Source organism: Kitasatospora sp. NBC_00458, from assembly GCF_036013975.1.
Taxonomy (GTDB): domain Bacteria; phylum Actinomycetota; class Actinomycetes; order Streptomycetales; family Streptomycetaceae; genus Kitasatospora.
The window spans coordinates 5,240,586-5,261,267 of record NZ_CP107904.1 but is presented as its reverse complement, the minus strand read 5'-3'; the positions used below and the strand labels follow the sequence as shown (position 1 = coordinate 5,261,267).

General features: G+C 73.7%; 17 protein-coding genes and 1 tRNA gene. 5 read left to right on the top strand and 13 right to left on the bottom strand.

All coding sequences use genetic code 11. From position 1 onward, the window contains the following. Positions 1 to 112: 112 nt before the first annotated feature. The 4 genes from OG550_RS21945 to OG550_RS21930 form a co-directional block, all read right to left on the bottom strand. Positions 113 to 1,681, bottom strand: coding sequence for an amino acid permease (locus OG550_RS21945; RefSeq protein WP_442906049.1), 1,569 nt, complete (start codon positions 1,679 to 1,681; stop codon positions 113 to 115). 181 nt (positions 1,682 to 1,862) lie between these two features. Then, positions 1,863 to 3,392 carry a penicillin-binding transpeptidase domain-containing protein gene (locus OG550_RS21940; protein WP_327680087.1) on the bottom strand — a complete coding sequence of 510 codons (1,530 nt, stop codon included), beginning with the start codon at positions 3,390 to 3,392 and terminating at the stop codon, positions 1,863 to 1,865. Then, positions 3,392 to 4,720 carry an FtsW/RodA/SpoVE family cell cycle protein gene (locus OG550_RS21935; RefSeq protein WP_327680086.1) on the bottom strand — a complete coding sequence of 443 codons (1,329 nt, stop codon included), beginning with the start codon at positions 4,718 to 4,720 and terminating at the stop codon, positions 3,392 to 3,394. Before OG550_RS21935 ends, OG550_RS21940 begins: the two co-directional genes overlap by 1 nt. Positions 4,721 to 4,922: 202 nt before the next feature. Next, positions 4,923 to 5,435, bottom strand: a complete 513-nt coding sequence (locus OG550_RS21930) for a DUF1269 domain-containing protein (RefSeq protein WP_327680084.1) — start codon at positions 5,433 to 5,435, stop codon at positions 4,923 to 4,925. Between the two features lie 325 nt (positions 5,436 to 5,760). Here OG550_RS21930 and OG550_RS21925 point away from each other — a divergent pair, with 325 nt between their 5' ends. The 3 genes from OG550_RS21925 to OG550_RS21915 all read left to right on the top strand — a co-directional run bounded on the left by OG550_RS21925 (position 5,761) and on the right by OG550_RS21915 (position 8,513). Next, a complete protein-coding gene (locus tag OG550_RS21925) occupies positions 5,761 to 7,077 on the top strand; it encodes a VWA domain-containing protein (RefSeq protein ID WP_327680082.1) in 1,317 nt (438 codons plus the stop codon). 2 nt (positions 7,078 to 7,079) lie between these two features. Beyond that, positions 7,080 to 7,964, top strand: a complete 885-nt coding sequence (locus OG550_RS21920) for a peptidase (RefSeq protein WP_327680081.1) — start codon at positions 7,080 to 7,082, stop codon at positions 7,962 to 7,964. Positions 7,965 to 8,078: 114 nt separating this feature from the next. After that, positions 8,079 to 8,513, top strand: a complete 435-nt coding sequence (locus OG550_RS21915; protein ID WP_327680079.1) for a universal stress protein — start codon at positions 8,079 to 8,081, stop codon at positions 8,511 to 8,513. A gap of 130 nt (positions 8,514 to 8,643) precedes the next feature. Here OG550_RS21915 and OG550_RS21910 read toward each other — a convergent pair. The 8 genes from OG550_RS21910 to OG550_RS21875 form a co-directional block, all read right to left on the bottom strand. After that, positions 8,644 to 8,717, bottom strand: a tRNA-Ala gene (locus OG550_RS21910). Between the two features lie 92 nt (positions 8,718 to 8,809). After that, positions 8,810 to 9,880 carry a divisome protein SepX/GlpR gene (gene sepX / locus OG550_RS21905; RefSeq protein ID WP_327680078.1) on the bottom strand — a complete coding sequence of 357 codons (1,071 nt, stop codon included), beginning with the start codon at positions 9,878 to 9,880 and terminating at the stop codon, positions 8,810 to 8,812. A 150-nt stretch (positions 9,881 to 10,030) separates the two neighbouring features. After that, positions 10,031 to 10,657, bottom strand: a complete 627-nt coding sequence (locus OG550_RS21900; protein ID WP_327684042.1) for a GNAT family N-acetyltransferase — start codon at positions 10,655 to 10,657, stop codon at positions 10,031 to 10,033. Next, positions 10,654 to 11,157 (bottom strand): MogA/MoaB family molybdenum cofactor biosynthesis protein, encoded by a 504-nt coding sequence (locus OG550_RS21895; protein WP_327680076.1) that lies wholly within the window; start codon positions 11,155 to 11,157, stop codon positions 10,654 to 10,656. The genes OG550_RS21900 and OG550_RS21895 overlap by 4 nt, the downstream gene beginning before the upstream one ends. After that, positions 11,154 to 11,594 carry a cyclic pyranopterin monophosphate synthase MoaC gene (gene moaC / locus OG550_RS21890; RefSeq protein WP_442906166.1) on the bottom strand — a complete coding sequence of 147 codons (441 nt, stop codon included), beginning with the start codon at positions 11,592 to 11,594 and terminating at the stop codon, positions 11,154 to 11,156. Before moaC ends, OG550_RS21895 begins: the two co-directional genes overlap by 4 nt. A 226-nt stretch (positions 11,595 to 11,820) precedes the next feature. Continuing rightward, positions 11,821 to 13,185 carry a molybdotransferase-like divisome protein Glp gene (gene glp, locus OG550_RS21885; RefSeq protein WP_327680072.1) on the bottom strand — a complete coding sequence of 455 codons (1,365 nt, stop codon included), beginning with the start codon at positions 13,183 to 13,185 and terminating at the stop codon, positions 11,821 to 11,823. Positions 13,186 to 13,211: 26 nt separating this feature from the next. Further along, complete coding sequence (gene galU, locus OG550_RS21880) at positions 13,212 to 14,132, bottom strand: UTP--glucose-1-phosphate uridylyltransferase GalU (protein WP_327680071.1); 921 nt, start codon at positions 14,130 to 14,132, stop codon at positions 13,212 to 13,214. Positions 14,133 to 14,144: 12 nt separating this feature from the next. Next, positions 14,145 to 15,167, bottom strand: coding sequence for a GGDEF domain-containing protein (locus OG550_RS21875; protein WP_327680069.1), 1,023 nt, complete (start codon positions 15,165 to 15,167; stop codon positions 14,145 to 14,147). Positions 15,168 to 15,273: 106 nt separating this feature from the next. Here OG550_RS21875 and OG550_RS21870 point away from each other — a divergent pair, with 106 nt between their 5' ends. Then, positions 15,274 to 15,849: a 5-formyltetrahydrofolate cyclo-ligase gene (locus OG550_RS21870; protein WP_327680068.1), complete on the top strand. Its 576-nt coding sequence runs from the start codon at positions 15,274 to 15,276 to the stop codon at positions 15,847 to 15,849. Between the two features lie 116 nt (positions 15,850 to 15,965). Here the strand turns inward: OG550_RS21870 and OG550_RS21865 are convergent, their stop codons facing one another. Next, the gene (locus OG550_RS21865) at positions 15,966 to 18,683 is read right to left on the bottom strand and encodes a penicillin acylase family protein (protein ID WP_327680066.1); all 2,718 of its coding nucleotides are present in this window, start codon (positions 18,681 to 18,683) and stop codon (positions 15,966 to 15,968) included. 314 nt (positions 18,684 to 18,997) lie between these two features. Here OG550_RS21865 and OG550_RS21860 point away from each other — a divergent pair, with 314 nt between their 5' ends. Then, entirely contained in the window at positions 18,998 to 20,485 is a 1,488-nt protein-coding gene (locus OG550_RS21860) for a potassium/proton antiporter (protein ID WP_327680064.1), read from the top strand. Positions 20,486 to 20,682: the final 197 nt, after the last annotated feature.

The window sequence follows — 20,682 nt, the reverse complement described above, 5'->3', positions numbered from 1 at the left end:
GGGCCGGGGGCCGCACCCTGTCGCCATGTCTGCGACGCCGGTGTCCGCGGGTACGAACGGGGCCGCCCGGGGGACGGAACCCCCGGACGGCCCGGTCCTCTGCTCACAGGGGTCAGCCGGCCTTCGTGCCGGTCGACCGCCCCGGGCCGGCCGGCTGCCCGGCCCGCTCCAGCTTGGAGTGCTTGATGCTGTAGCCGAAGTACACGACCACCGCGACGACCAGGGCGATCGCACCCGCCCGGAACGTGTCGGCGTGCAGGCCGGTGATCAGGTAGACGCAGAAGCCGACGCTGATCAGCGGGACGACCGGGTAGCCGGGCACCCTGAAGCCGCGCGGCAGGTCGGGCTGGGTGCGACGCAGGATGATCACGCCGATCGAGACCACCGAGAACGCGATCAGGGTGCCGAGGCTGGTGATGTCCGCCAGCACGTGGAGCGGGATGAACGCGGCCAGCGCGCCGACCCCGATGCCGACCACGATGGTGTTCCAGACCGGGGTGCCGGTCCGCGGCGAGAGCTGGGCGAAGCGCTTGGGGAGCATCCCGTCGCGGCCCATCGAGTACAGGATGCGGGTCTGGCCGTAGATCACCACGAGGGTGATCGAGAAGATCGAGATGATCGCGCCGATCGCGAAGACCATCGCGGGCCAGCTCTGGCCGGTGATGTCCTGCAGGATCTGGGCGAGGCCCGCCTCCTGGCCGTCGAACTTCTCCCAGGGCTGGGCGCCGATGCCGGCCACCGCCACCAGGATGTACAGCACGGTGACCACGACCAGCGAGATGATGATCGCCATCGGCAGGGTGCGGCGCGGGTTCTTGACCTCCTCACCGGCGGTGGACACGGCGTCCAGGCCGATGAAGGAGAAGAAGATGCTGGAGGCCGCGACCTGCACGCCGCCGATGCCCAGCGGCATGAACGGGGTCAGGTTGCCGGAGTGGAAGCCGGTCAGCGCGACGCAGATGAAGAGCACCAGGATGAGGAGCTTGACGGCCACCATCGCCGCGTTGACCTTCACCGACTCGCTGACGCCGCGGATCAGCAGGAAGCAGACCATCGCGACCAGCAGCAGCGCGGGCAGGTTGAACCAGTGGCCGTCACCGGGGGCGCCGGAGAGCGCCTCGGGGATCTCGAACCCGAAGGCCAGGTCGAAGAACTTGTTGAGGTACTCGGCCCAGCTGACCGCGATGGCCGAGGCGGAGACCCCGTACTCCATCAGCAGGCAGATGCCGACGCCGAAGGCCACGCCCTCGCCGAGGGTGGCGTAGGCGTAGGAGTAGGACGATCCGGAGACCGGGATCGCGGAGGCCATCTCGGCGTAGCAGAGCGCGGTCAGGCCGGCGGTGACGGCGGCGATCACGAAGGACAGGATGACGGCCGGGCCGGCCGAGGGCACCGCCGTGCTGAGCACGAAGAAGATGCCGGTGCCGATGGTGGCACCGATGCCGATCGCGGACAGCTGCCAGAGTCCGATCGAGCGGCGCAGGTGGATGCCGGAGCGTCCGCCCTCCTCGGGCGCTCCGGCGGGCAGGCCGTCGCGGCCTTCGCTCTCGGCGATCAGGGTGGAGACGGGCTTGCGCCTCAGGAGGCGCGCACCGAGGGTGTTGCTGGCCAAAACGAGGGTCCTTCTAGGCGAGGGAGGGTGTCCTAGCGGTCGGTCACTCGACGCGCCACGGGGTGCCATCGGGGACCAACCGAACAAAGATGGGACAGTACCCCGCGAAAGCACCAGTGTCGCAAACGAACAGTCCCGCGCCGCGCATTGTACGAACCGTCGCATCGGCATGTACAAACCGGACACTTCGCAAACGGCGGATCTGCCATCGAGCGGATAAAGCAGCAGGTCGGACGGGTCGGTAACGGTCTCACCGGGCGAGCACCGCCTGCATCACCGCCCGGGCGACCGGCGCCGCCAGCCCGCCGCCCGTGACATCGGTGGCGTCACTGTCCGCGATCACCACGGCGACCGCCACCGGCGGCACCCCGTCCGAGTCGGCCGGTGCGGCCCAGGAGATGAACCAGGCGTACGGCGTCCCGCTGTTGTCCGGCCCGTTCTGGGCGGTACCGGTCTTGCCGCCGACCACCGCTCCGGCGATCCGGGCGTTCCGGCCGGTGCCCTTCTCCACCACGTCGGTCATCAGCCGCCGCACCTGCCCGGCCGTCGCCGGACTCATCGCCCGCCGGTACACGGACGGCTCCATCAGCTGCACAGCGGTGCCGTCGCTCCTCGTCAGCTTCTCCACGAGCTGCGGACGCATCACCGTGCCGTCGTTGGCCACCCCGGCCGCGACCATCGCCATCACCAGCGGAGTGGCGGCGGTGTCGAACTGCCCGATCGAGGAGAGCGCCAGCTGCGCCTCGTCCATCCGGGTGTCGAAGTTCGAGCGGGCCGCCCTGACCGGGGTGTCCAGCCCGGCGTCGTTGAAGCCGAAGGCCTCCGCCATCGCCGTCATCCGCTCCAGCCCGACCTGGACCCCGAGGTGGCCCAGCACGCTGTTGCAGCTGAGGACCATCGCGGTGGCCAACGACTGCCCGGGTTCGTCGCAGGCCCGGGTGTCGTTGACCAGCGGCGTGGTGGTGCCCGGCAGGACGTACGGGAAGGGCGTGTCGGTCGGCGCGTCGACGTCGGTGACCACGCCGCCCTCCAGCGCCGCGGCCGCGGTCACCACCTTGAAGGTCGAGCCGGGCGGGTACGTCTGCCGCAGCGCCCGGTTGAGCATCGGCTGACCGGCGTCGGCCTGCAGCCGGTTCCAGGCCTCCCGGTCGTCGGCCGAGGCGCCCGCGAAGCTCCCCGGGTCGTACGACGGGGTGGAGGCCAGCGCCAGGATCCGCCCGGTGGCGGGCTCGATCGCGGCGACGGCGCCCTTCTGCCGGCCCAGTCCCCGCATCGCGGCCTGCTGGGCGGCCCGGTCGACGGTGGTGTGGACGTCCCCGCCGGGGTTCCGCCGGCGCGCCACCGCGTCCCAGACCGCCCAGCTCGCCAGCCGGGTGTCGGTGCCGGAGAGCAGCTCGTCCTCGGTCCCCTCCAGCTGGGTGTTGCCGTAGGCCTGCGAGGAGTAGCCGGTGACGGCCGCGTACGTCGGGCCGTCGGTGTAGGTGCGCTTGTAGTCGTAGCGCCCACCGGTCGGCACGGAGCCGGTGACCGGTTCGGCGCCCACCAGGATGTCGCCGCGCGGCTGCGAGTAGCGCTCGACGGTGAGCCGCTGGTTGGCGCTGTTGTGGTTCAGCTCCTCGGCCCGGAAGACCTGCACCCGGGTGGCCTGGACGCAGAGCGCCACGATCAGCAGCAGGCAGAAGGTGCCGGCCCGGCGGCCGGTGACGGAGATCCCCGGCAGGCCCTGCGGCCCGTCGCCGCGACCGCCGCCGGAGCGGTCGCCGGAACGGCCGCGCGCCATCAGGCCTCCTCGGGGGCGGGCCGCCGGGCGGTGTCGCTCATCCGCACCAGCAGCGCGACGATGATCCAGTTGGTGACCACCGAGGAACCGCCCTGGGCGACGAACGGCAGCGTCATCCCGGTCAGCGGGATGAGGGCGAGCACCCCGCCCGCCACCACGAACACCTGGAGGCCGACGATCGCCGCCAGCCCGATCGCCAGCAGCCGCCCGAACGGGTCCCGCAGCGCGATCCCGGTCCGGAACCCGCGGGACACCAGCAGCGCGTACACCAGGAGGAGCGCGATCAGCCCGGTCAGTCCGAGCTCCTCGCCGATGGTCGCGAGGATGAAGTCGGACTTGGCGGCGAAGCCGATCAGCGCCGAGTACCCGTTGCCCAGCCCGGTGCCGAGCTCCCCGCCCCAGGCGAAGGCGAACAGCGACTGGGCGATCTGGTTGGCCCCGCGCCCGGCGGCGATCGAGCCGAGCGGGTCCAGCCAGTCCTCGACCCGGCTGTGCACGTGCGGCGAGAGCCAGCCCACCCCGACCGCGGCGACCGCGGCCAGGAACAGCCCGATGACGATCCAGCCGGTCCGCGCGGTCGCCACGTACAGCATCACCACGAAGAGGCCGAAGAAGAGCAGCGAGGTGCCGAGGTCGGTCTCCAGCACCAGCACGCCGACGAACGCCGCCCAGATCACCAGGACGGGGGCGAGCACCCGTCCCGGCGGCAGCCGGAACCGCCGGACCCGCCGCCCGGTCAGCGCCAGCGCGTCCCGGTGCACCGCCAGGTAGGCGGCGAAGAAGACCGCCAGCAGGATCTTGGCGAACTCGCCCGGCTGGAAGGAGAGCGGACCCAGCGTGATCCAGATCCGCGAGCCGTACACCGGCGGGAAGAAGATCGGCAGCACCAGCAGGACCAGGGCCGCCAGCGCCCCGATGTACGCGTAGCGCTGCAGCCGCCTGTGGTCCCGCAGCAGGAGCACCACCAGGATGAACAGGCCCACCCCGAGCGCCGACCAGAGCAGCTGGGCGGGGGCCGCGTTGCCCGGCGTGGAGCGGTCCAGCCGGTAGATGACCACCAGTCCGACGCCGTTCAGCAGCACCCCGATCGGCAGCGGCAGCGGGTCGGCGTACGGCGCCCTCCAACGGACCGCGGCGTGCGCCAGCAGGGCGAGCACCCCGAGCGCGGCCCCGTACTCGCCCGCGTCCGCGGGCACCGTGCCGTCGACGTTGAGGCCGACCTCGGCGTAGCCGAGGACGGCGGTCAGCACCGCGGCGAGGACCAGCGCGAGTTCGGTGTTGCGCCGGGTCCGCACCGTCCGGCGCGGCCGGCCGGCGGTTCTCGTCACGGCGGAGGGTGTCGCCACGGACCGTCCTGGGTGTCGATCTGCGGGATGTCCTGCTGCGGGTCGTCCTGCTGCGCGGTCGCCCCGGTGCGGACCGGCGGGGCGCGGCGGACCGGCGTGTGACGATCGGGGCGGACGGGCGACGGGCCCGTCCGCCCCGACGTGAGCGGCTGGTCAGGTGGGGTCCGGCCCCTCCGGAGGGGGCTCAGACCGAGGCCGGTGCGGCGTTCCCCCGGGCCGCCTCGACGGTCGCCTTCAGCTCGGCCTCGGCGGCCGCCGAGAGCGAGGTCTGGATGATCTTGCCCCCGAACCGGGCCAGCTCGGGGACGACCTTGTCGGCGGTGGCCTTGCGGACCAGCAGGAACACCGCGGCGGTGCCCGGCTGGAGGTGCTCGCCGACCTGGCGCATGAAGTCGTCGTCCACCCCGATGTCGGTGGAGGCGCCGACCGCGGCCCCGGCCGCGCCGCCGACCGCCGCACCGAGGAACGGCATGAAGAACAATAGACCGATCACACCGCCCCAGAGCGCCCCCGAGGCGGCTCCCGCGCCGGTGGTGCTCACCTGCTGGTGCAGCTTGATCCTGCCGTCCTCACGGCGCTCGACGACGACCGCGTCCTCCAGCTCGATCAGCTTCTGCGTCTGCAGTCCGACCGCCGCGCTGCGCACGGCCTGGGCGGTCGCCAGATCCGGATAGGCGATCGCGAAGAGGTTGCTCACGTGCGGGTCCTTCCCTCAGTCGGACGTGCCGGCCGGGCCCGGGCGCCGGTACGGCGGCCCCCTCGGCCCGCTCGTCACCCTAACGGGCACTATCCATGTTTATCGGTTCATCCGTCCGGTGTGTCACGTATTGCCCGCCCACCGTCCGGTCCGCCACCCGGTGCACCCGCCCCGGCCCCGCCCCCTCCCCCGCACGACCCGGCGCACGCCCGGGCACCCCCGCCACCGATCACCCACCGGCGCCCGCGAGTTCGCGCCGGAGTCCGGCCCCCCGCGCACTGGACCGTGTTGGCCACGGGGAACTGATGATCCCTAGGATCGGCGGGTGACTACCGGACGACGACCGAAGGCCAGGCTCGGCAGCCTGCTGGCCGCCCTGGCGATAACGGGCGGGGCGCTGCTCAGCGGCCTGCCAGCCCATGCCGACGAACCATCAGCCGGCTCCGCCGGCAAGGAAGCCCCCCGGGTCGACCTGGTCCTGGATGTCAGCGGCTCCATGCGGGAAGCCGACATCCAGGGCAAGAGCCGCATCGCGGTGGCCCAGCAGTCGCTGAACGAGGTGATCGACGCCCTGCCGGCCGAGACCGACTTCGGCATCCGCACCCTCGGCGCCACCTACCCCGGCAACGACAAGGCCCAGGGCTGCCTGGACACCAAGCAGCTCTTCCCCGTCGGGAAGACCAACAAGACCGAGGCCAAGACGGCGGTCGCCACCCTGCGCCCCACCGGCTGGACCCCGATCGGCCTGGCCCTGCGCGGCGCGGCCGAGGACCTCGGCAAGGGCGAGACCACCCGCCGGGTGGTGCTGATCACCGACGGCGAGGACTCCTGCGCCCCGCCCGACCCCTGCGACGTCGCCCGTGAACTCGCCGCCCAGGGCATCCACCTGGTGATCGACACCCTCGGTCTGGCCCACGACGACAAGACCCGCCAGCAGCTGCTCTGCATCGCCAACGCCACCGGCGGCACCTACACCGACGTGCGCACCCAGGAACAGCTCACCGACAAGGTGAAGCAGCTGGTCGACCGCTCCAACGACACCTACACGGTCGCCCCGGTGAAGACCGCCGGCACCGACCGGTGCGAGTCCGCGCCGGTCCTCGCCCCCGGCGTCTACAGCGACCGCGAGAAGTTCTCCGAGCACCGCGTGTACCGCGTCCCGGTCAAGGCCAGCCAGGAGCTCCGCGCCTCGGTCAGCGTCGCACTGGACCGCCCGGTGGCCCGCGACTACGGCGTCCTGCTCCAGGCCACCAGCACCACCGGCCAGGAACTGGTCCGCGGCACCGACGCCGGGAGCGGCCGCACCGACGTGATCTCCACCGGCCTGCGCTGGTCCACCGACGACTCCAAGGGCTACGCGACCGCGAGCCCGTCCGCCTCGCCGAGCGGGAAGCCGGAGACCACCGTCTGCCTGGTGATCACCAACTCGCTGGCCGCCCAGCCCGGCGTCGCCGCCGACCCCGGCCTGCCGCTGGAGCTGACGGTCGACCTGACCGCGGCCTCGCCCGCCCCGGACGGCCCGGCGATGGGGCTCGGCCGCGGCTGGATCCTGCTGCTCGTGCTCACCCTGGCCGGCCTCGTGGCCGGTCTGCTGTTCGGTTGGATCGCCCGCTGGCGGATCGCTGTCTGGCAGGAGAACTGACCATGGCCCACTCGACGACCCGTACCCGGCTCCGCGCCGCGGTGGCCGCGCTGGCCGTGCTCCCGGCACTCGCCTTCGCGACCCCGGCGGCCTCCGCCGCCTCGCCCTCCCCGAGCGCGAGCGGCACCCCGGCGCCGGCCAACAAGGCCGGCACCTCCTTCCTGACCGCCGTCAACCTGGCCCCCGGCCAGGACGCCGCCGTCGCCGCCTCCACCGGTGACTACCTGTACTGGGCGTTCGGCGCCGCCGAGGGCCAGACCGCGACCGTCGGCCTGACCGTCACCCTGCCCCCGTCCGCGGACCGCCACGGCCCGCAGACCTGGAGCGTCGAGGTGTTCGACGGGCTGCGCCGCCGCCAGTCCTGCACCGCCGGCACCCAGAACGCGACCGCCGAGCAGGCCACCGCCTCGCTCGCGCTCAGCTGCACCCTGCGGGAGGTCCGCTCCTGGGCCGAGCCGTGGTCCGGCGACCCGCTGCCCGGCACCTACTACGTCCGGCTCTCGGTCGCCGACGCCCAGCAGACGGACCTCGGCCTGGCCGCCTCGGTCCAGCTGCACGTGGCGGCCAAGGGCGACGCCGACAACGCCCAGCCGGAGGGCGGCGAGCTCAGGGCCCCGCTGGTCCCGCCGGCCGGCGGCGGCGCCGCGACCGCCAAGGCGGCCGCACCCGAGGAGCCCGAGGACCACTGGTACACCGGCTGGTTCTCCGGTTGGAACAGCCGCTGGTTCTGGACCCTGGCCGGCGGCGTCCTGGCCGCCCTGGCCGGCGTCGCGGGCTACACCCTCACCCGGCACCCGCGCGGCCGCCGTCCCGCCCGCTACGGCTCGGTGCCGCCGCAGTCCGGCGCCCCGCAGCCGGGCCCGTACGCCGGCTCCGGCCAGTCCTGACGGAGCCCGCCCCCGAGGGCCGGCCGGAGCACCCGCTCCGGCCGGCCCTCGGCCGTTGCGCCACCCCCGGCGGGCCGCCGGGCGTCCCTGCCGCACGAACCCTAGGCTCGACCCGTGACCTCGCGGCCGGACGGCAGGATCGTGGTCGGCGTGGACGGCTCCCGGCTCTCCCGCGCCGCCGTCCGCTGGGCCGTCCGGCTGGCCGCCCTCACCGGCGGCCCGCTGGAGGCGGTGGCCGTCTGGGAGTTCCCGCTGCCGCAGGACGAGCACGGCACGGTCCCGCCCCCGCTGGACGGCTTCGAGTCCGAGCGCCACGCCGCCAGGATCCTCGACGAGACCCTGGCCGCGGCCCTCTCCCCCGGTACGGCCGTCCGCCGGCTGCTCCCGGCCGGTCTCCCCGGCCCCACCCTGGTGGCCGCCGCGCGGGGCGCCACCGCACTGGTCGTCGGTTCCCGGGGGCGCTCCGCCCCGCCCGGCGCCCCGCTCGGCAGCGTGGCCCTCCACTGCGTCGACCGCGCCCCCTGCACCGTGGTCGTCGTCCGGGAGTGATCCGTCTCACAGGGCGCCCGCCGCGGCACCCCGGCCGCCGCGCGCCGTGCGGCTGACGCCCCGTCGATCCGCGTCCCCCCGCAACGCAGAAGTCCCGCCCGGTCGATGACCGGGCGGGACTTCCGTTGGGTGGAGCTGAGGGGATTCGAACCCCTGACCCCCTCGATGCGAACGAGGTGCGCTACCGGACTGCGCCACAGCCCCAACGAGATGAAACTCTAGCACCTTTCGGAGGGGGCTCGTGACCACCCCCGGACGGCGGCCCAGGTCGGGGGCGCCGCGGCACCCCCGACCGGTCACTCGTTGGCCGCGCGGGGCCGGACCTCCGGGGCCGGGGGCTCGGCGTACTGGTCGAAGAGCGGGGTGTTGCGGGCCTCGGCCGGGCGGCCCGCGCTCCAGGTGCCGGGGGCGGACAGGTCGAGGCCGCGGCTGACCCGGGGCGCCACCGGCGCGGTCACGTAGGTCGGCAGCGGGACGGGCACCGGCTCCCAGGAGTCCGGACCGGCCGCACCGCGCTCGCGCATGCCGTCGACCCACTCCTCGTGCTCGGTCGCCTCGGCGACGGCCGAGGCCGAACCGGGGGCCCCGGCGGTCGCCCGGACGGCGTCGGCGTCGGTGGCCAGCCGCAGGTGCGGGCGGCCGCGCCCGGCGGGCGCCTCGGGCTCCGGCTCGGCGGCGGGGGCCTCGGCGGCCGCCCGGGCGGCCTCGGCCCGCTGGTGCTCGCGCTTGCGCAGCCGCTCGGCGGCCTGGGCCGCCCGCACCCGGTCGAGCTTCACGGCGTACCGCTGCCGCTCCAGCCGCCGCAGGTGCCCGATGTAGAGGGTGAGGAGGGCCGCCGGGACGGCGGGGACCCAGAGGAAGGCCAGTCCGGCCACCGCCGCGACCACCGCGCCGACGGCGAAGGCCAGGAAGAGGACGGTGACCATCCGGCGCCGCCGGGCCAGTAGCCGGGCCCGGCGCTCGACGCCGCCGCTCGTGGCCGCGGACCGCCCCTCGGCCCGGTCGGCCGGACGGGGCGCCGGCCGGTCCGCCGGTCCGTCCTCGGCCGCGGCTCCGTCCGGAGGTCCGGCGTCGGGCCCGGCGTCGGGGTCGTCGGCGGCGCCGCCGGAGGGGTCGCCGACCGCGGCCGCGTCCCGTCCGGGAGGGCCGTCGTCGCTGCTCTGCTCGTCGTCACGCGGTTCGTCGCTCAGGGCCCGGGACGCCCGCCGCTCCAGCGCCGAACGCCCGGCCAGCAGGCGGATGGCGGTGCTGAAGCGTTCCGTCGGGCGCGCCTCGTTGAGCTCGTCCTGCCTGCGGAGCCACATCGGCACCAGATAGGCGGCCCAGGCCCCTACGATGACGGCGTAGATAAGGCCGCTACTGCTCACGTTTCACACCGTACGGGCGCGGGGGAAGGCCTGGTAGCAATTTGGCACGGCGTGTCGTGTGATCAAGCTGATTCTCCGACTATTTTGCCGGTATTTGTGCCCGTCCGTCGCCGGGCCGATGCCATATCGATATTTCTTTCGAACATGTATTCAATTTCTCGGACGCCGACTCGAACTGAGGGTCCGCCAGCGGTCCAGCATCCCCTCCGGCACCTCGTCGGCGGTGAGCGCGAACACCAGGTGGTCCCGCCAGTCGCCGTCGATGTGCAGATAGCGCGGGCGCATTCCCTCCGAGCGGAAGCCGAGCTTTTCCACCACCCGCCGGCTCGGGGTGTTCTCCGGACGGATGCAGACCTCGATCCGGTGCAGACCGAGGCCGCGGAAGCAGTGGTCGACCGAGAGCGCGACCGCGGTCGGCATGATGCCCCGCCCGGCCACCGCCTCGTCGATCCAGTAGCCGACGTTGGCCGAGCACATCGAGCCCCAGGTGATGCCGCCGACCGTCAGCTGGCCGACCAGCCGGCCCTTGTACAGCACGACGAAGGGCAGCATCCGGCCCGCCGAGGCCTCGCCGCGCAGGTAGCGGACCATCTGCCGGTAGGTCGGGCGCGAGCCCGCGCCGTGGGCCGCCGGGCCCGGTGGCACGGTCGCCTCCCAGCGCCGCAGCCAGTCCCGGTTGCGGCGGCTGACCTCCTGCCAGTCGCGCTGGTCGCGGGCCCGGATCGGGCGCAGCGCGACGTCCCCCTCGTGGAGCTCTACCGGCCAGCCGGCGTTCAGTGCGCTCTCCCGGAAGCTGGTGCGTCGGGCCGGGGGTGGTCGCCGCCGGCCAGCTGGTCGACGGCGTGCGCGAGCAGCGGCTCCAGGACGGCCAGACCGTCCCTGACGCCGCCGGTCGAGCCCGGCAGGTTGACGATCAGGGTACGTCCGGCGAGGCCGGCCAGCCCGCGGGAGAGCGCCGCGGTGGGCACCTTGTCCCGCCCGTACGCCCGGATCGCCTCGGGGATGCCGGGGATCTCGCGGTCGAGCACGCGCGCCGTCATCTCGGGGGTGAGGTCCGTCGGCGAGATGCCGGTGCCGCCGGTGGTCAGCACCACGTCGTACCCGGCCGCTACGGCCTCGCGCAGGGCGGCCTCGACCGGTTCGCCGTCCGGGACGACCCGGGGGCCGTCGGCGGCGAAGCCCATCCCGCGCAGGCCGGCGACGAGCAGCGGGCCGCCCTTGTCCTCGTACACGCCGGCCGAGGCGCGGTTGGAGACGGTGACGGCCAGCGCCCTCACGCGGACGCCCCGGGTGCCGACCAGTCCCCGCTCTTGCCGCCGGTCTTGCTGAGCACCCGGACGGACTCGACGGCGGCGCCCTTGTCGACGGCCTTGACCATGTCGATCACGGTCAGCCCGGCCACCGCGACGGCGGTCAGCGCCTCCATCTCGACGCCGGTCCGGTCGGTGGTCCGCACGGTGGCGGTGATCTCCACCGCGTCGTCGGCCACGGTGAGCTCGACCTCGACGCCGGAGACGGCGATCGGGTGGCAGAGCGGGATCAGCTCGGGCGTCTTCTTGGCGCCCATGATCCCGGCGATCCGGGCCACGGCCAGCGCGTCGCCCTTGGGGACGCCCTCGCCGCGGAGCAGCTCGACCACCCGGGGGGCGACCCGGACCCGGCCCGCCGCGACCGCGGTGCGCGCGGTGACGGCCTTCTCGGAGACGTCGACCATCCGGGCGGCGCCCTGCTCGTCGACGTGGGTGAGGCCGACAGGGGTGCGGCGGTCGCCGGGTGGTGAGGTGGTCACGGGTGGCTCCAGGGGGCGCGCAGGTCGAATACCGCGCTACCGTACCCCCCGCTCCGGCCGGTGCGTGGGACGGGCCGCGCCGATGAGACGGGCCGTCCCGCCACGGGTCGGGGCGGGCCCCGCGGAGCCTCCGGGCGCCGGGCGCCGGGGTTCAGCCGCCGAGCAGGACCACGTCCACCGCGCTGCCCGCGGCCAGTTCGGTGACGTCCTCGGGGACGGTGATCAGGCAGTCCGCCCGGGCCAGCGCGCCGACCAGGTGCGATCCCGCGCCGCCGACCGGCTCCACCACGCCGTCCGCCGCCGAGTACCGGCCGCGCAGGAACTGCCGCCGTCCGGCGGGCGAGCGCAGCGCCACCGGGCAGACGGCCCGGACCACCGGGCGGTGCACGTCGTCGGCGCCGAGCATGGTCCGGATCGCCGGGCGGACGAACAGCTCGAAGGAGATGTACGCGCTGACCGGGTTGCCGGGCAGCGCCATCAGCGGCACCCCGGCGCCGGGGCCGATCCGGCCGAAGCCCTGCGGCTTGCCGGGCTGCATCCGCAGCCGGCGGAAGTCCACCCCGCCGTACTCGGCGAAGACCTCCTTGACCACGTCGTAGGCGCCCACGCTGACGCCGCCGCTGGTGACGATCAGGTCGGCCCGGCCCAGCTGGTCCTCCAGGACGGCGCGCAGCCGGGCCGCGTCGTCGGGGACGCCGCCGACCCGGTAGGCGATCGCGCCGGCGTCGAGGGCGGCGGCGGTGAGGGTGAAGCTGTTGGAGTCGCCGATCTGCCCGGGACCGACCGGCTCGCCGGGCTGGACCAGTTCGCTCCCGGTGGAGAGCACCACGACCCGGGGGCGCGGGCGGACGGTCACGGTGGGCCGGCCGACGGCGGCGAGCAGGCCGAGCTGGGTGGGGCCGAGGCGGGTGCCCGCGGTCAGCACCCGGGTGCCGGCGGCGACGTCGCTGCCGCGGCGGCGGATGTGGGCGCCCTCGGCGACCGGGCGCAGCACCCGGACCTCCTCGTCCTCCACCGGCGCGGTCATCGCGTCGGCGGCGAGGCCGGTGCCGGAGCCGCCGTCGGTCCACTCGACCGGGGCGACGGCCTGGGCGCCGGGCGGGACGGGGGCGCCGGTCATGATCCGGGCGGCCTGGCCGGGGCCGACGACGGGGAGCTCGTCCGCTCCGGCGGCGATGTCACCGACCACGGCGAGCACCGAGGGGTACTCGCCGGTGGCGCCGGCGGTGTCGGCGGTGCGGAGGGCGTAGCCGTCCATCGAGCTGTTGTCGAAGGACGGCAGGTCGCCCTCGGCGAGCACGTCCTCGGCCAGTCGGCAGCCCTGCGCGTCGAGCAGCTGGAGCTCGATGGCGGGCAGCGGGCCGACGGCGGCCAGCACGTCGGCGAGGTGCTCGTCGACCGTCCAGAGACCGGCGGGGTCCGCCGGTCCGGCGGCCGGGCGGGCGGCCGGTACCGGGTCCGCGGAGCCGTCGCAGCAGGCTGCGGGGGTGGTACTGCTCTCCGTGGACCCGGTCATCGGCGCACTCGCTCTCGGTCGGTGTGTCAGTCCTGCAGCTCGGAGGCGACGAACTCGCGCAGCCAGCTGCGGAAGCCCGGGCCCAGGTCCTCGCGCTCGGAGGCCAGTCGGACGATGGCGCGCAGGTAGTCGGCGCGGTCGCCGGTGTCGTAGCGGCGGCCCTTGAAGAGCACGCCGTGCACCTGGCCGCCGGTCGAGGCGTCACGGGTGGTGAGCTCGCGCAGGGCGTCGGTGAGCTGGATCTCGCCGCCGCGGCCCGGCTGGGTCTCGCGCAGCACGTCGAAGACCGAGGGGTCGAGGACGTACCGGCCGATGACCGCGTAGTTCGACGGGGCGTCGGCGGTGTCCGGCTTCTCGACCAGGTCGGTCACCTGGAAGACGTCCTCGCCGAAGCCGTTCGGCTTGACGGCGGCGCAGCCGTACAGGTGGATCTGGGAGGCGTCGACCTCCATGAGCGCGACGACCGAGCCGCCGAGCTCCTGCTGGACCTCGATCATGCGGGACAGCAGCGGGTCGCGCGGGTCGATCAGGTCGTCGCCCAGGAGGACGGCGAACGGCTGGCCGGCGACGTGCTGCTCGGCGACCGAGACGGCGTGGCCGAGGCCCTTCGGGTCGCCCTGGCGGACGTAGTGCATGTTGGCGAGCTCGACGGACTCGCGGACCCGGCGGAGGCGGTCCTCGTCGCCCTTCCGGGCGAGCAGCTCCTCCAGCTCGTAGGCGCGGTCGAAGTGGTCCTCCAGCGCGCGCTTGTTACGGCCGGTGACCATCAGTATGTCGGACAGCCCGGCGGCGGCTGCCTCCTCGACGACGTACTGGATCGCCGGCTTGTCGACGACGGGCAGCATCTCCTTCGGAGTGGCCTTGGTGGCCGGCAGGAAGCGGGTGCCCAGTCCGGCCGCGGGGACCACGGCCTTGGTTACCGGGATTCGGGAGTTCGTCGTCGTCATGCGTTTACCTTACTAAGGCACGTGTTTCGCCTGGCCGGGCGCAGTTGAGCGGTGCTGGGAAAGCACGTCGCCTGACCCGGCCGCTATGGCAGGCAAAGGGGACGTGACGGCTGGGGCGAGGGGGTCCCCTCCGGCACAGGGCGACAGACTACCCGGCTTTTCCGAACGGTTACGTTCGGCTGCGAGGACACCGTCCGCACACGAGAAGACACCTGGGGATACCGCCGGGGAGACGGGCGGAACCCCGGTGCCGTCCCCGGCCGGGACGTCGGCCGCGGTGTCGGCCGGATCGGCCGGATCGGCGGTGCCGGCCCGGGCCGCGGTGCCGCGCCAGCAGTCGCCCCCGGCCCCGCGGGCGGCGGCCAGCGCCCGGTCCGCGGCCCGGAGCAGGACGGCCGCGTGGACGCCGTCCCCGGGCAGCACGGCCAGGCCCACCGCGGCGGTGAGCCCGTTGCCCTGCGGGCGGCGGCCCTCCCGGCTGCCCGAGGACCAGTCCAGCAGCAGGTGGCGGCGGACCGACCAGACCAGCCGGTCGGCGACCTGGGCCGCGCCCTCGGCGCCGGTGTCCGGCAGGACCACCAGGAACTCCTCGCCGCTGTACCGGCCCAGGGTGTCGGAGCGGCGGATCTCCATGCCGAGCCGCTGCGCGAGGTCGCGCAGCACCGTCCCGGCGCGGGCCCGGCCGTGCTCGGCGACCACCGCGTCGAAGCCGGCGATCTCCAGCAGCAGGACCGCCAGCGGGCGGGGGCCGTCCTGCTGCCCGTGCTGCCCGGCCCGGCGGGACCGGTCGATCTCCCGGTCGAGGGTGAGCTGGAGGTGCCGGTAGTTCCAGACGCCGGTCACCGGGTCGCAGGAGGCGGTGCGCTCCAGCTCGGCGCAGCGGTCCTCCAGTCCGGTGATCCGCTCGCGCAGCCCGGCCTCGCGGTCGGCCGCGCGGGACGCGCCGCGCCGCAGCCGGACGCCGAGCACGGCGGCGCCGGCCAGCGCCGGGGCGCTCAGCACGGCCAGGGCCTGGACCAGCAGAGGGGTGGACATCGGGGCGCCTTCCGCGTGTCAGGCTCTGACCGTCACGGGCCCGGGGCCGGGTCGCCGCCCGGGCCGGAGCGATGGTCGGAGCAGTGGAGGAGCGGTGGAGCATCCCATGCACAACGAGAAGGGCGCGCTGAGGACACGGCTGCTGTCCGAGCGCCGGGCGCTGTCGGCCGAGGACCGGGAGCGGGCCGCCGGCGCCCTGGCCGGGCACGCCGGGGAGCTGGCCGGGCCGGGCGCCACGGTGGCCGCGTACGTGTCGGTGGGCGGCGAGCCGGGCACCCGGCCGCTGCTGGACGCGCTGCGGGCGCGCGGGGTGCGGGTGCTCCTCCCGGTGCTGCTGGCCGACAACGACCTGGACTGGGCGGAGTACGCGGGCCCGCAGGCGCTGGTCCCGGCCGGGCGCGGGCTGCTGGAGCCGGCCGGCGAGCGGCTCGGGCCCGAGGCGGTGACGGGGGCGGGGCTGGTGCTGCTGCCGGGGCTCGCGGTGGACCGCCGGGGGCTGCGGCTGGGGCGGGGCGGCGGTTCCTACGACCGGGTGCTGGCCCGGCTGGAGCGGGCCGGGGCGCGGCCGGTGCTGGCGGTGCTGCTCTACGAGCACGAGCTGCTGGAGCGGGTGCCGGCGGAGCCGCACGACCGGCCGGTGGACCTCGCGCTGACCCCGTCGGGGTCGCACCGGTTGGGGTGAACCGCTTCCGCAAGGCGTACGGCGACGGCCCCGCGCCCCCGGAGGTCCGGGGGCGCGGGGCCGTCTCGGGAGCCCGGCGCCGGTCGGTGCCCACGGGGCCCGGCCGGCGGCGGGCGTCAGCCGTTGGTCAGCGTCAGCTTGTGCTTGGCCGACTTCTCGACCGCGTCAGGCGAGAAGGACCAGGTCAGCAGCTTGCCCTTGAGCCAGAGGTCGGTCTGGTCGTTGTAGTTGGGGTGGAAGGCGTGCCCCGAGGCGCCGCCGACGTTGATCCAGCGGGAGGCGTCGAGGTCGCTCAGGTCGATCACCATCCGCATCGACGGGACCCAGTCGACCTGGTAGCCGGCGGCCGCGTTCCAACCCGCCGCGTCGACCGCCGCCGAACCGCCGGAGAGCCGGTACGGGCCGCGGTTGAGCAGCTTGTGGACGGCGCCGGAGGCGATCGAGGAGTCGTCGGTGCCGAGCGTGCGCTCGCGCAGCTCCAGCTTGTGCAGACGGCCCCAGCTCCAGGTGGAGATGTCCTTGGTGAGCAGGGCGGTGAGCTCCTGGCGGGCGTTCTTCATCGCCTCGCGGAGGAGGTTGTCCAGGCCCTTCTGCTCCTTGTGCTGGGAGTCGATGTACGTCCACCAGCTGCTGTCGGGCTTCTCCAGCTGCTGCCGGACCACCTCGGTCCAGCGGTCGCCGCCGTCCGGCTGGGCCTTGCCCGGGTCGCGGGTGCCGCACTCGGTGACGATGGTGGACTTGCTGTCCGGCTTGGTCGGGTCGGCCTGCTGGCGGACCAGCAGGCAGTTGTCCTCCGCCCGCAGGTCGGCCGGGAACTTCTGGCCGAAGGCGAGGGTGAGCAGCTGGCGCCAGACGCCGTTGTAGTAGGCGGCGGCGGCCGAGTCGGCGTCCTGGTGGTAGTTCCAGTCCTTCAGCAGGTCCTGCGCCTCGCGCACGTAGGAGTCGTCGACCTGCACCTTGAGCAGCATCGGGACCAGCGTCTTCGCGAGGATGCTGGTGTTGTCGAGCTGCATCTCCTGCATGTCGTCCGGCGAGATCTTGCCGTTGTTCTTGAGCCTGGCGTCGATCTGCTCGGTGATCTCCTTGGCCCGGGTGCCGTACTCCCAGTCCTTGGTCAGCAGGTACTTGTACGACGGGTCGACCACGGCCTGGTTGGCGGTGACGATGTAGCCGGCGGAGGGGTTGAGGCTGTACGGCAGGGCGTTGAACGGGACCGGGTCCTTCTTCCACTGGTAGGAGGAGTCCCAGCCCGGCGCGGGGTTGCGGCCGTCGCCGTTGCCGCGGACCGGGATGTACCCGGGGGCCTGGTAGCCGATGTTCTTGGCGTCGGCGTAGATCAGGTTCTGGGCCGGGACGGCGAAGTCCTTGGCGGCGGCGCGGAACTCGTCCCAGTTCTTCGCCCGGTCGAGCGCGAACACGGCGTCCATGGTCCTGCCGGGGACGAGCGCGGCCCACTGCAGCGCCACGCCGTAGCCGGTGGTGCCGCGGTCCGGGGCGGAGCCGCCGTTCGGCGCGTACTTTCCGACGTTCTGCTGCTCGGTGCTCGGGTCGGAGATCAGCGGGGCGCCGGTCCTCGTGGTGCGGACGGTGATGGTGCGGTCCTCGCCGCTGGCGACCTTGATGGTCTCCTTGCGGAGCTCGAACTTCTCCTCCTTGCCGTCCACCAGGTAGGTCTCCGGGCCGGTCACCTTCTCCAGGAAGAGGTCGGTGACGTCGGCGCCGAGGTTGGTGAGGCCCCAGGCGATGTCCTTGTTGTGGCCGATCACCACGCCGGGCATGCCCGCGAAGGTGAAGCCGGAGACGTCGTACTGGCAGGCGGGCGAGGCGGTCCGGCAGTGCAGGCCCATCTGGTACCAGACCGAGGGCAGGCCGGGACCGAGGTGCGGGTCGTTGGCCAGCAGCGGCTTGCCGGTGGTGGTGTGGTTGCCGTCGACCACCCAGGAGTTGGAGCCGATGCCCTGGCCGTTGCGGCCGACCATCTCGGGCAGCCCGTCGATCCGGTCCGTGACGCCCTTGAGCAGCGCCTTGGTGGCGGCCGCGCCCTGGGCCGTGGTGCCGGTGGCGCCGGGGGCCGGGGCGGGGCCGTCGGCCGGCCGGTAGCTGTCGCCGCTGACGGTGCCGGTCTTCACGATCGTGCCGTTGCGGGCGTACGGGTAGTCCGGGTACAGCTCGGCGATCTTCTCCGGGCTGTAGTCCTGGGCCAGCAGCGAGCGGTCGATCTCCTCCTGGAGGTTCCCGGAGAGGTCCCAGGCCATGGCCTTGAGCCAGGCCACCGAGTCGACCGGGGTCCACTGCTCGGGCTTGTAGTCGCCGTTGACGACGCCGAGCAGGCTGTACTCCAGGGAGGCGCTCGCCCCGCCCGGGTGCTCGGCGAGCCAGGCGTTGACGCCGTCCGCGTAGGCCTGCAGGTTCTTCTTGGTGTCGGCCGACAGCTGGCTGTCGAACTCCTTCTGGGCCACCTGGCGCCAGCCCATGGTGCGGATGAAGGAGTCGGTCTCGACCTGGCCGTCGCCGAACATCTCGGACAGCCGGCCCGCGGTGATGTGCCGCCGGACGTCCATCTCCCAGAAGCGGTCCTGGGCCTGGACGTAGCCCTGGGCCCGGAAGAGGTCCTCGGGGGTGTCCGCGTAGAGCTGGGGGATGCCGTTGGCGTCCCGCTTGACGTCGACCGGCGCGCTCAGGCCCGCCACCTTGACGCTGCCGTCGACCTCCGGGAAGGACGCGCGGACCGCGGCCACCCCCCGGTAGCCGCCGTAGCCGGCGCCGGCCACCAGCAGCACGACCAGCACGATCACGATCAGACGGGCGCGCCGGAACTTCTTCGAGCGGGGCATCTGGGTCCTTGCGGTCCTCACTGGGGGGCGGGCGGACATGTCAAGAGCACGGGGCCGTGACAGGGCACCACATTAGGCCGACTCGGCTGGCGGGCGTGCACGGGGGACGCTCACGGTGGGATCGGGCGAGGTCAGACCCGGAGGTGACGGGCGATGTGACGGGGAAACCTAAAGATATGGCAAAATGTTAGACTGCGTAACGATCCGCAAGGGGAGTAATCGGGGTGCCCACCCCGCCCCCGCCGATCGAGCGCCCCCGGCCTCACCGCCACCAGACACCCCGCCCGCCCGCTGCCAGCCCGAGGTGCCCCTGCGTGAACGTCGACCACCTGAACCAGCTGCTCCTCGAATTCTCCGTGATCCTGCTGGTCGCGGTGGCCGCCGTGCGCATCTCGACCAAATCAGGGCTCCCCAGCCTGCTGATCTACCTCGGCATCGGCGTGGCGCTCGGCCAGAACGGCCTGGGCATCACCTTCAACAACGCCGAGCTCACCCAGGTGCTCGGCTACGCCGCCCTGGTGGTGATCCTGGCCGAGGGCGGACTCAAGACCAACTGGCGCGAGGTCAGGCCCGTGATGCCGGCCGCCACCGTCCTCGCCACCGTCGGCGTCGGCGTCAGCGTCTTCGTCACCGCCGCGGGCGCGCACTGGCTGGTCGGCCTCGACTGGCGGACCTCGCTGCTGCTCGGCGCGATCGTCTCCTCCACCGACGCCGCGGCCGTCTTCTCCGTCCTGCGGATGGTCCCGCTGCCGCAACGGCTGACCGGCCTGCTGGAGGCCGAGTCCGGGTTCAACGACGCGCCCGTGGTCATCCTGGTCGTCGCCTTCGCCACCACCGGGGAGCTGGACTCCTGGTACGTGCTGGTCGGCACCATCCTCGCCGAGCTCGCGATCGGCCTCGCGGTCGGCCTCGCGGTCGGGAAGATCGGCGCGTACGGCATCAAGCACGTCGCCCTGCCGTCCTCCGGCCTCTACCCGATCGCCGTCATGGCGCTCACCGTGCTCGCCTACGCCGGCGGCGCGCTGCTGCACGGCTCCGGCTTCCTCGCCGTCTACGTCAGCGCCGTCATCCTGGGCAACGCCAAACTGCCGCACGGACCCGCCGTCCGCGGCTTCGCCGACGGCCTGGCCTGGATCGGGCAGATCGGCATGTTCGTCCTGCTCGGCCTGCTCTGCACCCCCGAGACGATGGGCTCGGCGGTGGTGCCCGCACTGGTGATCGGCGCGGTGCTGGTCTTCGTGGCCCGGCCGCTCTCGGTGGTGTTCACCCTCACGCCGTTCCGACTGCCCGTCCGCGAACAGGCCCTGCTGAGCTGGGCCGGCCTGCGCGGGGCGGTGCCGATCGTGCTCGCCACCATCCCGATGGTCTCCGGGACGCCGATGGCGCAGGAGGTCTTCAACATCGTCTTCATCCTGGTCGTGGTGTTCACCCTGCTCCAGGGCCCGACCCTGCCCTGGGTCGCCAAGTGGCTGCGGATCGGCGAGGGCTCGATGGGCCAGGACCTCGGCATCGAGTCGGCGCCGCTGGAGAAGCTGCACGGCCACCTGCTGTCGGTGGCACTGGCACCGGACTCCCGGATGTCCGGCGTGGAGGTCGGCGAGCTGCGGCTGCCGGCCGGCGCGGCGGTGACCCTGGTGGTCCGCGAGGGGAGCAGCTTCGTGCCGGACAAGGAGACGGTGCTGCGCGGCGGGGACGAGCTGCTGGTGGTCACCACGGACGAGGTCGGCGAGGCGGCGGAGCGGCGGCTCCGGGCCGTGGACAGGGGCGGCAAGCTGGCCGGCTGGCTGTACGGGCGGGAGTGAGCGCTCCGGGGTGCCGGGCCGACGTTCCGGCTATGGGACGTTCGGCCGGCATTCACCTTCGATAGGCAGGACAGCTTTGGACATGCCCTGTATTGTGGAGGGAAGCGCGCCATCTACGCGCGTATAGCTACTCTGGATGACACATCCCCAGCATCTGCCTGATGCAGAGTTGGCGCGACCGCTCGGCGGCCGCGGTC